The following is a 12017-nucleotide window of genomic DNA, read 5'->3' as shown; positions in this document are numbered from 1 at the left end:
GACCCCATGGCGTTCCGACGCCCGTCCCGGTTCGCCGGGTTCACCACGATCTGGTTCGGCCAGCTGCTGTCGGCGCTCGGCACCCGGATGACGAACTTCGCCCTGAGCATCTGGGTGTGGGACGCCACCGGCCGGGCCTTCGACCTGACCATGCTGATGGCGTTCGCGTTCGGCGCGACAGTCATCTTCAGCCCGATCGCCGGCGCGCTCGTCGACCGGTGGGGACGACGACTGACCATCGTGCTCAGTGACGTCGGCTCGGCGCTCACCACCGCCGTCGTACTGCTGTTGTTCCTCAGCGGCTCGGTCGAGGTGTGGCACCTCTACCTGGTCAACCTGGTGACCGGCGCGTTCCTCGCGTTCCAGCTCCCCGCGTACCAGGCGACCATCACGGTGATGATGGAGAAGGGCCAGTACCCGAGGGCCAACGCGATGATGTTCGCGGTCCGGACCATCCCGGTGATCTTCGCCCCCGGCTTCGCGGCCGCCCTGCTGGGTCTCATGGACATCAAGGTCATCCTGCTCGTCGACGCGCTCTCCTACGTCGTGGCGATCGGCGCGGTGCTGCTGGTGCAACTCCCACCCCGGCCCCGCTCGACACAGCCGGACGAGGGCGGCTTCTGGTACGACACGATCTACGGCTTCCGCTACATCCTGACCAGCCGGGCGTTCACCGGGCTGGAGGCGATCATGTTCGCCATCAACGTGCTCGCCGCGGTCGGCTTCGCCCTGCTGGTGCCGCAGATCCTGGCCCGCACCGACAGCAGCACCAACGCGGTCGGCCTGGTGCAGACCATCGGCGCGGTGGGCGGGGTGGTCGGCGCGCTCCTGCTCGGGCTGCTGCCCAACACCCGCCACAAGATCCGTCGGATGCTCATCGCCATCCTGGTGTTCAGCGTCCTCGGCCGGATCGTCTACGGCGTCGGGGACAGCATCATCGTCTGGTCCGTCGCCCTGCTCTTCCTGCACCTGTCCATCCCCTTCATCGACGGGTACGCCCAGTCGGTGTGGCAGGAGAAGGTCGAGCCGTCCCACCAGGGCCGGGTCTTCGCCGCCCGGCAGTTCATCGAGGACCTGGCGTACCCCGGCGGCACCGCCCTGGCCGGCATCGCCGCGGACCGCTGGTTCGAGCCGATGATGCGCGAGGGCGGCCCCGGCGTGCCGTACTTCGGGTGGCTGGTCGGCAGCGGACCCGGCGCCGGGATGGGCCTGATCTTCGTGATCGTCGGTGTGTTCGGCATCGGCGTGGCGGCGGCCGGGTTCGCCTCGCCGAGCGTCCGCCGGATGGAGACCGACCTGCCCGACTACGACGAGCCGACCGACCCGCCGGCCCCGCTGCCCTCGCCGACCGGCACCGAGGAGCTGACCGACGACCGCGCGGTGGTGGCGAAGTGACGCTGACCGAGGTGGTGGCCGGGGTCCTGGAGGTCGACCCGGCCGAGGTGACCGACGAGTCCGGACCGGAGACCATCGGCACCTGGACCAGCCTGCGCCACCTGCAACTGGTGGTGACCCTGGAGGAGGTCTACGGGCTCTCCTTCGCCTTCGACGAGATCCGCGACGTGCGCAGCGTCGGCGAGCTGCGGACCGTGCTGCGCGCCAAGGGCACGGAGACGCGATGAGCATCGTCCTGTTCACCCGACGCGCCCGCTGGCAGGCGCTCACCCGTCAGCGGCCGGCCCCGGCGCTGCGCGTCGCCCTGCTGGCCAGCTACACGGCGGACCCGCTGGTGCCGTACCTGGGCCTGGACCTGCACGAGCGCGGTCTTTCCGCCACGCTCACCGTCGGCCCGTTCCAGCAGGTCGTGCAGCAGTGCCTGGCCACCGACGGCTTCCTCGCCGACGTCCGGCCGGACGTGCTGGTGGTGGCGCAACGCCTCGAGGAGGCGGGCGAACCCGGCGCGGCTGGCGACGCCTGGGCGACGGAGTTGGTGGCCGGGGCCGAGGCGGCCGTCACCGCCGCGCGTCGGCACGGCGCCCTGCTGGTGTACGTGCTGCCGGCGATCCCCACCGCCCGCCCGTCCGGGCCGGCGGACGCGATGCACGCCGACGGGCTGGTCGCCAGCGCCACCGTCGTACGGCAACGCCTGCGCGACCGGCTGGCCGGCGACCCGTGGGTGTTGCTCGTCGACGCCGACGAGGCGGTACGCGCCGTCGGCGACGACCGGGCGCACCACCCGGTGCTGTTCCGCCTCGCCAAGGTGCCGTACACCGAGGAGGTCTTCGCCCGGCTCGGGGCGACCGCCGCCACGCTGGTGGCGTCCTGGTTCGGCGCGGGCTGCCGGGCGCTGGTCGTCGACGGCGACGGGCTGACCGGCGCGGCGCACCTGCTGCCGGCGCTGCGCGAACTGCGCGCCGCCGGCGTACGGGTGGCGCTGCGGGCCACCGGCGACGGGTGCTGGTCGGACGGCGACGCCGTCGACCTGCTGAGCGTGCTCGACGGTTGGGTCACCGACGACCGGCCGATCGGCGAACAGCTCGCGGACATCGCCGCCGAGCTGGACGTCGCCCCAGCCCAGATCGTGCTGGCCGGCGTCGGCGCGGCCCAGCTAGAGCGGACCGGCGAACGGCCGACGCGCGAAGGGCCGACCGGCGAACGGCCGACCGGCGAAGGGCTGGCGGTCGAGGGGCCACCGCGACGCGTGCCGCTCGGGGCCGACCCGGCGGCCTGGTCGGACGAGCTGCGGGCGGCCGGGCTGACCGACCGGCTGCCGGAGCGGCGGTGGAGCGGCGGACCGGCCCGGTCGGCCGCCGCGCCGCACGCCGCGCTGGCCCTGGACGACTTCGTGGCCGGCCTGGACGTCCAGGTCGACTATCTGCCCGTCGTCGCGGACGGCGTCGCCGAGGTCGCCGAGGTGGTGGCCCGGGCGCACGACTTCGCGCTGACCTCGGCCCCACCGGCCGCCGCGCTGGCCGCGCGGGCCGACGACCTCCTGGCCATCCGGGTCCGCGACCGGCTGGGCGACTACGGCACCTCGGGCCTCGTCGCGCTGGATCGAGGCGCCGACCGGTGGACCGTCGACGTCTTCTCGCTCTCCTGTCCGGTGCTCGGCAAGGGCGTCGAGGCGGCCGTGCTGCGGGAGGTGACCCGGCGGGCCGGCGCGGCCGGCGCGGACGAGGTGGTCGTCCGGTGGACCGACACGGGCCGCAACGGCACCGCCCGGCGCTTCCTGTCCGAGGTGGATGGTCTCGCGCCGGCCGATCCCCGGGTCCGGCTCCGCGCCGCGCGCGCCTCGGCGGACTCGACGACGGGGTCCGCGACAGCCGACGCCGCGACGCCCGACGCCGGGACAGCCGACGCCGCGACGGCAGCGACGGCGGTGGGGCGATGAGCGCGCCGCCGGTCGGCGTCGGGGTGGCCGCCCTGGCCCACGTCCTCGGCGAGCCGGTCGACGTGGCGGCGGCCGCGGCCGCGTACACCAAGGATCTTGATCGTCTTCGGTCCTGGGAGTACCGGACCTTCCACCGGGCCGGTCCCGGTGTCGGGGTGACCGACCTGGCGGTGGTGGCCGGCGGCACGGCCCTGGACCGGGCCGGGTTGTCCGCCGCCGACGTGGACCTCGTGGTGCTCGCCATCCCCGACCTGGCCGAATACCTCTACTGGGACCCCGCCGCGCACACCCAGGCCCGCCTCGGCGCGCACCGGGCCGAGGCGGTGCTGCTCAACCAGGCGTGCGGCGGCGGGGTGGCCGCGTTCGACACGGTGGCCGGGCGGTTCGCCACCCACCCCGGCTACCGCACGGCGCTGGTGATCGGCGCGAACCGGGTGTGCGAGCCGTACTGGAACCGGATGGAGGTGAACACCAGCGTCTTCTCCGACGGCGCGGCGGCGGCCGTGCTGGTCCGCGACCACGACCGGTGTCGCTGGCTGGCCACCGAGACCATCACCGACGGCCGGTACGCGGGCTTCATGCGGATGCCCGTCGGCGGCGCCGCCCAGCCGTTCACCCCGGACGCCGGCACTCCCCGCGTCGGTGACCCGGCGGACCGGCTCAACGAGTTCTTCGCCGGGGATGTCCGGCGGATGTTCCGGTTCGTCGCGACCATCCGCGAACGCAACCGGCAGGTGGTGCAGGCGGCCTGCGACCGGGCCGGCGTCACGCTCGCCGACGTCCGACGGTTCGTGCACTTCCACGACAACGCGCGGCAGTTCGCCGAGCTGGCGAAGGACCTCGGCGTGGACCTGGAACGCACGAACGTCGAGCTGGCCCTCGCGCACGGTCACATCGGCTGCGCCGACCAGCTCATCAGCCTGGAGCGCCACCTCGACAGCGGCGAGGTGACCACCGGCGATCTGGTCGCCCTGACCAGCACCGGCAGCGGCATGCACTGGGTCTGCACCCTGCTGCGGGTCTGACCGACCGCCGCACCCACCCACGGGAAGGAACACCGAACATGAGAGTCGAGGAGGTCCTGCACCGGATCCGCCGGCTGCGCCGACCAGGCGCGGCCGCCGACCCGGAGCTGGCGCCCGGCCTGGTCCACCTGGACGACGCGGCGGTCACCACCGTCGCGTCCGCCGGTCGGCTGCTCGCCGGCGTACCCGTCGAGAAACTGGCCAGCACCGACTTCCCGCTGCGCCCGCTGCGGGTCGCGGCCACCGGCACGTTCACGCCCGGCACGCTGGAACCGCTGCTGCGGGTGGCGCTGCTGCGGATCGGCATCGCCGCCGAGATCCACGTCTCCGGCTTCGACCAGCTCGTGCTCGACCTCAGCGACCCCGGCTCGGCGCTCGCCGAGTTCCGGCCGGACGTCACGCTCTGCCTGCTGCACGACGGCTGGTTCCTGCCCGCCGAGTGGGACCCCGGCGACCTGGCCGGCCTCGCGGACGTGCTGCGCGAGCGGGCCGGCGTGCTCACCGCCGCGCTGCGCGGGTACGCCGCCCGCACCGACGGCGCGGTGCTGCTGCACACCGTGCCGCTGTCGCCGTTGGAGCACCGCAGCCTGGTCAGCTTCCGGGGACGGGCCGAGCTGGGCCGCGTCTGGCGGGAGCTGAACGCCCAGCTCCTGGAGCTGGGCGGACGGGACACGACGTACACCCTGGACCTGGAAGCGCTGCTGGTGGACCACGACGGCCCGGTGCGCGACGAGCGCCTGTACCGGTTCGCCAGCATGGCGTGGACGCCGTCGGTGGAGCGCCGGTACGCCCACGAGGCGGCCACGTTCTGCCGGGCGGTCCTCGGTCGGACGGCCAAGGTGCTCGCGCTGGACCTGGACAACACGCTCTGGGCGGGCGTGCTCGGCGACGACGGGCTCACCGGCATCCGGCTCGGGGCCGACTACCCGGGCAACTGCCACCGGGACGTGCAACGTCGCGCCCTGGCGCTTCGCCGGCAGGGCGTCCTGCTCGCGGTGTGCAGCAAGAACGACCCGGACCTGGTGACCGAGGCGTTCGCGCAGCATCCGGACCTGCTGCTGCGCGCCGACGACTTCGTCGCGCAGGCGGTCAACTGGGGGCGCAAGGACGAGAACCTGCGCCAGCTCGCCACCGGCCTCAACCTGGGCCTGGACGCCGTCGTGTTCGCCGACGACAGCCCGTTCGAGTGCGAGCTGGTACGCCACGAGCTGCCGAGCGTACGAGTGGTGGAGCTGGCCGGCGATCCGGCCGGTTTCTCCACGCGGCTGCTGACCGAGGGGCACTTCACCGTCCTGGCCACGGGCGTCACCGACCGGGAACGCACCGAGCTGTACCGGGCCCGGGCCGGACGGGAACGCTTCGCCGCCACGTTCGACTCGGCGGCCGACTACCTCCATGAGCTGAAGTTGCGGGTCACCGTCCGGGACGTCGACGCGCACAGCCTGCCCCGGGTCGCGCAACTCGGACTGCGTACCAACCAGTTCACGATGGCCGAGCGGGCGCACACCGAGGCGCAGACCCAGGCCCGCGCCGACTCCCCCGACCACCTGGTGCTCACCGTCGAGGTGGCCGACCGGTTCGGCGCGGAGGGGCTGGTCGGCGGCCTGTGGCTCGACCGGACCGATCCGGACGCCTGGGTGATCGAGAACTTCGTGCTGAGCTGCCGGGTGTTCTCCCGGGGCGTCGAACAGGCGGCCCTGCACCGGGTGACCGAGCTGGCCCGCTCGGCCGGCGCGACCCGACTGGAGGCGCTGTTCCGGCCCACCGCCCGCAACAAGCCCGGCGGGGCCGTCTGGCCGTCCGCCGGCTTCACCGTGGCCTCCGTCGAGGACGGCACCACCCGACACGTGCTGCCACTGCACCCCCCGCCCCGGCTGCTGCCGGCGTGGATCGCCCTGGAGGAGGGAGACATCCGTGCCTGACCTGTTCACCACCGTCGCGGGCCTCATCGAGCAGGTCGCGGACGTACCGGCCGACGAGCTGTCGCCCGACGTCCGGTTCGCGTCGCTGGCCCACTGGACCAGCCTGGAGGCGCTGCGGCTGCTCTCCGCGCTGGAGGACGACCTCGGCGTACGGCTGGACCTGCGGGCGTACCTGGCGGTGACCGCCGTCGGCGAGCTGGTCGACCTGGTCGCCGCCGAGCGGGACGGGGTCGTCCGGTGACCGCCACCCGCACCGAGGCGGCGCCCACCGCGCCGACCCGGCTCACCGACGCCGACCTGGACCTGCTGCTGCTGATCCGGCACTTCGAGCTGGCGCTGCTGGACATGTTCGGGCGGGGCGAGCTGCACGGCACCACGCACACCTGCCTGGGCCAGGAGTACGTGCCGGTGGCGCTGCGCCCACTGCTGGACGACGGCGACTTCGTCTTCAGCAACCACCGGGGCCACGGCCACTACCTGGCCCGGTTCGACGACCCGCACGGCCTGCTCGCCGAGGTCATGGGCCGCGAGGGCGCGGTGTGCCACGGCGTCGGCGGCAGCCAGCACATCCTGCGCGACCGCTACCTGTCGACCGGGGTGCAGGGCGAGAGCGCGCCGGTGGCCGCCGGGGTCGCGCTGCACCTCAAGCGCACCGAACCCGGCCGGTTGGCGCTGGTCTACCTGGGCGACGGCACGTGGGGCGAGGGCGCCGTCTACGAGGCGCTGAACATGGCCGCGCTGTGGGGCCTGCCGCTGGTGCTGGTGGTGGAGAACAACGGCATCGCCCAGTCCACGCCGACCACCGCGCAGCTCGCCGGCAGCATCGGCGGCCGGGCGCGGGCCTTCGGGGTGGACCACCTCCGGATCACCTCCACCGACACCGAGGTCGTCCGCGCCGCGCTGACACCGGTGCTGCGCCGGGTCCGCGAGCGGTCCACGCCGTACGTGGTGGAGCTGCTCACCCACCGGGTCGGGCCGCACAGCAAGGGCGACGACAGCCGTCGCCCCGAGGAGATCGCGCACGCGCGGGCGCACGACTGGTACGCCCGCTACGCGCGGGCGTACCCGGAGCAGTTCGACGCGCGCGACGAACGCCAACGGACGTACGTGGCCCAGGTCGTCGCCGACGTCGCCGGCCGCCCGGCGAGCCGCTGGACGGAGGAGAACCGTGGCTGAGCGGGTGGTGGAGAACCTCAACCAGGCCCTGCACGCGCTGCTGGCCGACGACCCCACCCTGAGCGTGCTCGGCGAGGACCTCGTCGACCCGTACGGCGGAGCGTTCAAGGTGACCCGGGGACTGTCGGCGCGCTGGCCGGATCGGGTGCTGTCCACCCCGCTGAGCGAGGGCGGGATCGTCGGCGTGGCCGGTGGGCTGGCCCTGGCCGGGCAGAGCGCGATCGTCGAGATCATGTTCAGTGACTTCGTGGCGCTGGCGTTCGACCAGATCCTCAACTTCGCCAGCAAGTCCACCGCCATGTACGGCCGGCGGGTGCCGATGCGGCTCGTGGTGCGCTGCCCCAGCGGTGGCAACCGCGGGTACGGCCCGACGCACAGCCAGAGCCCGCTGAAGCACTTCATCGGCATCCCCGGCCTGAGCGTGCACGAGGTGTCGCCGTTCCACGACAACCGGACGGTCCTCGCCGGAATGCTCGCCACCGGCGGACCGGGACTGCTCTTCGAGGACAAGGTCCTCTACACCACCCGCATGTACGCCGACGGTGTGGTGGACGAACTGTTCCGCTACGACCTGATCGGCCCCGACGCCGACGTCGCCCGGGTCCGGGTGGACGAGGAGGAGCAGGCCGACTGCGTGCTCGTCGTACCCGGCGGGTTGGCCGCCCGGGCCGTGTCGGTGGCCCGGGAGCTGCTGCTACGCGACGACGTCGTCTGCCAGGTGCTGGTGCCCTCGCGGCTCTGGCCGCTGGACACCGACGCCCTGCTGCCGCCGATCGCGCGGGCCGGACGGGTCGTGGTGGCCGAGGAGAGCACCGCCGGCGGCACCTGGGGCGCGGAGCTGGCGCAGGTCGTGCACCGGCGGCTCTGGGGATCGCTGCGCGCGCCCGTACGCCTCGTGCACTCCGCGGACAGCGTCATCCCGACCGCCGCGCACCTCGAACGCACCGTGCTGGTGCAGGACGCCGACATCCACCAGGCCGTGAAGGAGGTCGTCAGTGGTGACTGACCTGGTCGTCCCCAAGCTCAACAACAACGACACGACGTACGTCCTGCTCGACTGGCTGGCCGAGGACGGCGAGCGGATCCGCGCCGGCGAGCCGATCGCGGAGGTGGAGACGTCCAAGGCGGCCGAGGAACTGCTCAGCGACGGCGACGGCGTACTGCACCGGCTCGTCGAGGTCAACCAGGAGTGCGCCCCGGGCGACGTCATCGGGCACGTCTTCGACGACGAGGACGCGCGGCAGCGGTTCCTCGCGGTCACCCCGGCCGCCCCGACGCCCGAGGCTCGACCGGGTGGGCCCGTACTCACCGACTCGGCCCGGGAACTCGCCACCGCGCACGGCCTCGGCGACCACGAGCTGCGCGAGATCGGCAAGGCGGTCGTGCGTCGTACCGACGTGGAACGCCTACTGGCCGACCGGTCGGCGGCGCCCACGGCCGCGACCGAGCCGGTGGTGGTGGCCGCGGCCGCCGCGCTGGCGGCCGGCGACGGCCCGGAGCCGGACGACCCGCGCCCGGTGCACACGCTCTCCCGCGCCCAGCGCGCGGTGGCCGCCGTGGTCACCGAGTCGCACCGCGAGGTGCCGGCGGCGCTCGCGGTGATCAAGGTACGCGCCGACGCCGCCCTCGCGGTCGCCCGGCAGCTCACCCGCGCCACCCGCACCCTGGTCGGCCTGCCGGAACTGCTGGTCAAGGTGATCGGCGGGCTGCGCGAGGACCACCCGTTGCTCTTCGCCTCCCCCGGCGACGGCAGCAGCGTACGGCTGGCCGAGGCGGCACACGTCGGCGTCACCATCGACGTCGGCACGGGCCTGTTCATCCCGGTGGTCCGGGACGTCGAGGAGCTGACCTGCGCGGAGATCGCCGAGACGCTGATGGACTTCCGCAGCCGGGCCGGCGGCGAGGGCTTCCGGGCCGGCGAGCTGGCCGGCGGGACCATCGTCGTGTCCCTGCACACCGATCCCGACGTGGTGCTCGCCGGGCCGATCGTCTTTCCCGGTCAGACCTGCGTGGTGGCGATCGGCGGCACCCAGGACGAGTTGGCGCTGGACGCGGACGGTCAGGTCGTGACGCGCCGGTTCGTCAACCTGAGCGCCGTCTACGACCATCGGGTCGTCAACGGACGGGAGGCGGTCGCCTTCCTCCAGGCGGTGAAGGCGACGCTGGAGTCCCCCGACGACCTCGCCGAGGAGTGACGCGCCGGTCAGCCGACGAATTCGTCGTTGCACACCTGCCAGCCGGCCTCCGACTCCAGGCGAAGTTCGAGCGTCGTGGTCCGACCGTCCCGGCCGGTCAGTTCGACGGTCACCGAGGCGCTCTTGCCGGGCTCGTCGGTGAAGCCGGCCCGGCCCATGGTGTGCGACACGGGCCGTCCGATGCGTTCCACCGCCGCGGTGAACGCCGCCAGGTCGGTCCGCACCCGGATCTGCTGGCACAGGGACTCGTAGGCGGCGGCGTCGTGGTTGCGCTCCAGTCGACCGACGAACTGGTCGGCCGCCGCGCGGGGCTCGTCCACGTCCGGTCCGGCGTACATCCACAGGAGAAAGCCGCCGACCGGCAGGGCGAGCGCCGCCAGGCATCCGAAGATGACGGCGCCCGCGACGATCCAACCCGTGCGCGAGACCCTGGGTGGTGGGTCAACCGACGGACGGTGCGGTGACAGGGTTGGGCGCATGGCGAAAGGCTAATCACGACGGGCACCTGACCGACGACGGTACGGCCACGAATCGATCTCGATGCCCGTGTAGCCCGCTCGTCAGCCGGTCGCGCAGGTCTGCCGGTCGTGATCGTTGGCTGGTGAGCGGTGGTGTCGCCGGCGTGTCGTGTTGCTGGGCAGCCAACGATCGCGAGCGGAGGCGGTCGCGGCGGCCAGGCAGAGCGCGGTGGCGGCGAGGACCGGTGGGCGGCCGCCCAGGTGCACGGCGACGGAACCGAGCGGGATCGCCAGCACGAGCGGCCCGAACATCGCGGTGTTGGCCGTCGCGGCGACCCGGCCGAGCAGCGCCACGGGGGTGTACGTCTGCACGGCGGTGACCGCCGCGACAAGGGTCCACGGCAGCCCGACGCCGGCGACGAGCGCACCCGCCACCGTCGCCTGCCACCAGGGCAGACACCGCGCAAGACAGCTCACGGCGAACAGCACCGTTCCGGCGAGCCCGACGGAAACCGGACCCCATCGGCTCAGGAGCCGGCCCACCATGATTCCACCCAGGATGGAGCCGGCGCCCTGGGCACTGGCCAGGACCCCCAGAAAGGTCGTCGGCAGGCGTAGGTCCGTGCTGACGATCGTGTAGAGGGCGGCGGTCACGAAGCCGGACATGGCGATCGACACGCCGGCGAGCAGGACCGGCACGCGGATGGACCGCTGTCCGGCCAGCACTGACAGTCCGGCACGGAGCCCACGGTCCGGCCTCGTCAGTCGCTCGGGTGCCGTCCGGTTCAGGCGGACCGCCAGGTAGAGGACGGCGACCAGGATCGGCATCGCCGCGCTCAGCACAGCGACCGCGTGGCCGCCCTGCCAGGCGTAGAGACCCGTGCCGGCGAGCGGCGCGACGAGCTTCATGCCCTCCTGGGCGCTGGAACGCCACCCGTTGACGGCACCGAGTTCCGCCACCGACAGCGCCGACGGCAGCAACGCGGTCTCCCCCGCGTCGATGAGCACGTAGCTGACGCCGTAGGCGCCGGACACGACGAAGATGACACACGTCTGCCCGGGGCCACGCACGGCGAGGAGCGCCAGCAACGCGCCCGCCAGCATGAGGTTGACGGCGATCACCAGTGGCCGTCGCGACGCCCGGTCGAGCAGGCCACCCAGCCACGGGCCGGCGAGCACCGGGGCATACACGCAGAGCCCAGCGAGGGCGGCCAGTCCGGCGGAGCCACTGAGGTCCAGGATCCAGATGCCGGACACGAGGGCCATGGCGCTGCCGCCGAAGCCGGACAGCATCGAGATCGCCACGAACAGACTCGCGTTACGCCGCATGAACCCTCCCAGGTTGAGTCAGGTTGACTCATATCCTGATTCTTGAGCCGGGCTCAGACAATGCCGCGAGGAGACGTCAATCCCGCGTTGACAAGGCGGTCGACATCGTCGCCGCCAGCGTCCGCACCGACGGCGGCAGCCGGTCGCCCGCATCGTCGAGGTCCGTACGCAGATGCAGGACCAGGGCGTAGAGCGAGCCCGGGTCGGCGTCCAGGGCGGCGTCCACGGTGCTCCGCACGAGTGTCGCCCGACGGAAGCGGGAGTCCCACCGTCGGTCCGTCGCGATCCACCGCCCCAGTTCGGCCACCGCGGCCCGCAACGCGGCGATCTGCCGCGGGTAGACCCGGTCCAGGTCCTGGCGCCGCGCACGTCGCGCCGCCGCCAGACGCTGACGGCGTTGCTCGGCGGCCTGCCGCGTGCCGAGGCCCAGGGCCGCCGCGATCTGCGCCCAGGTCGCGCCGTCATGGCGGGCCCGGTCGATCAGCTCGGCCTCCCGCTCGTCCAGGTGCGCACGAGCGGCACGCACCTCGGCCAGGCCGGCCAACGGCGTCGTCATCGTGTCAACGATACATTGACAACTC

General features: G+C 73.3%; 12 protein-coding genes. 9 read left to right on the top strand and 3 right to left on the bottom strand.

Going from position 1 to position 12017, the window contains the following annotated elements:
* Positions 1-6: 6 nt before the first annotated feature.
* Genes ABZ272_RS02445 through ABZ272_RS02405 form a run of 9 tightly spaced genes read left to right on the top strand, consistent with a single transcriptional unit; the run spans position 7 to position 9649 of the window.
* Positions 7-1395, top strand: coding sequence for an MFS transporter (locus ABZ272_RS02445; RefSeq protein WP_355048097.1), 1389 nt, complete (start codon positions 7-9; stop codon positions 1393-1395).
* Positions 1392-1622, top strand: a complete 231-nt coding sequence (locus tag ABZ272_RS02440) for an acyl carrier protein (protein WP_355048096.1) — start codon at positions 1392-1394, stop codon at positions 1620-1622. Before ABZ272_RS02445 ends, ABZ272_RS02440 begins: the two co-directional genes overlap by 4 nt.
* Entirely contained in the window at positions 1619-3331 is a 1713-nt protein-coding gene (locus ABZ272_RS02435; RefSeq protein ID WP_355048095.1) for a hypothetical protein, read from the top strand. The genes ABZ272_RS02440 and ABZ272_RS02435 overlap by 4 nt, the downstream gene beginning before the upstream one ends.
* On the top strand, positions 3328-4356 hold the full coding sequence (locus ABZ272_RS02430) for a 3-oxoacyl-[acyl-carrier-protein] synthase III C-terminal domain-containing protein (protein ID WP_355048094.1): 1029 nt from the start codon (positions 3328-3330) through the stop codon (positions 4354-4356). The genes ABZ272_RS02435 and ABZ272_RS02430 overlap by 4 nt, the downstream gene beginning before the upstream one ends.
* A gap of 38 nt (positions 4357-4394) precedes the next feature.
* Complete coding sequence (locus ABZ272_RS02425; RefSeq protein ID WP_355048093.1) at positions 4395-6278, top strand: HAD-IIIC family phosphatase; 1884 nt, start codon at positions 4395-4397, stop codon at positions 6276-6278.
* A complete protein-coding gene (locus tag ABZ272_RS02420; RefSeq protein WP_355048092.1) occupies positions 6271-6519 on the top strand; it encodes an acyl carrier protein in 249 nt (82 codons plus the stop codon). Before ABZ272_RS02425 ends, ABZ272_RS02420 begins: the two co-directional genes overlap by 8 nt.
* A complete protein-coding gene (locus tag ABZ272_RS02415; protein WP_355048091.1) occupies positions 6516-7454 on the top strand; it encodes a thiamine pyrophosphate-dependent dehydrogenase E1 component subunit alpha in 939 nt (312 codons plus the stop codon). Before ABZ272_RS02420 ends, ABZ272_RS02415 begins: the two co-directional genes overlap by 4 nt.
* Positions 7447-8460: a transketolase C-terminal domain-containing protein gene (locus ABZ272_RS02410; RefSeq protein WP_355048090.1), complete on the top strand. Its 1014-nt coding sequence runs from the start codon at positions 7447-7449 to the stop codon at positions 8458-8460. The genes ABZ272_RS02415 and ABZ272_RS02410 overlap by 8 nt, the downstream gene beginning before the upstream one ends.
* Positions 8453-9649 carry a 2-oxo acid dehydrogenase subunit E2 gene (locus ABZ272_RS02405; protein WP_355048089.1) on the top strand — a complete coding sequence of 399 codons (1197 nt, stop codon included), beginning with the start codon at positions 8453-8455 and terminating at the stop codon, positions 9647-9649. Before ABZ272_RS02410 ends, ABZ272_RS02405 begins: the two co-directional genes overlap by 8 nt.
* Positions 9650-9657: 8 nt before the next feature.
* Here the strand turns inward: ABZ272_RS02405 and ABZ272_RS02400 are convergent, their stop codons facing one another.
* The 3 genes from ABZ272_RS02400 to ABZ272_RS02390 form a co-directional block, all read right to left on the bottom strand.
* Positions 9658-10128: a hypothetical protein gene (locus tag ABZ272_RS02400; protein ID WP_355048088.1), complete on the bottom strand. Its 471-nt coding sequence runs from the start codon at positions 10126-10128 to the stop codon at positions 9658-9660.
* Positions 10129-10209: 81 nt separating this feature from the next.
* On the bottom strand, positions 10210-11436 hold the full coding sequence (locus ABZ272_RS02395) for an MFS transporter (protein ID WP_355048087.1): 1227 nt from the start codon (positions 11434-11436) through the stop codon (positions 10210-10212).
* Between the two features lie 76 nt (positions 11437-11512).
* Positions 11513-11992, bottom strand: coding sequence for a hypothetical protein (locus ABZ272_RS02390; RefSeq protein WP_355048086.1), 480 nt, complete (start codon positions 11990-11992; stop codon positions 11513-11515).
* Between the last annotated feature and the right edge of the window lie 25 nt (positions 11993-12017).

Origin of the sequence: Micromonospora sp. NPDC005979, from assembly GCF_040614415.1 — a bacterium.
GTDB lineage: Bacteria > Actinomycetota > Actinomycetes > Mycobacteriales > Micromonosporaceae > Micromonospora.
This window is presented reverse-complemented; position numbering and strand designations above follow the sequence as displayed.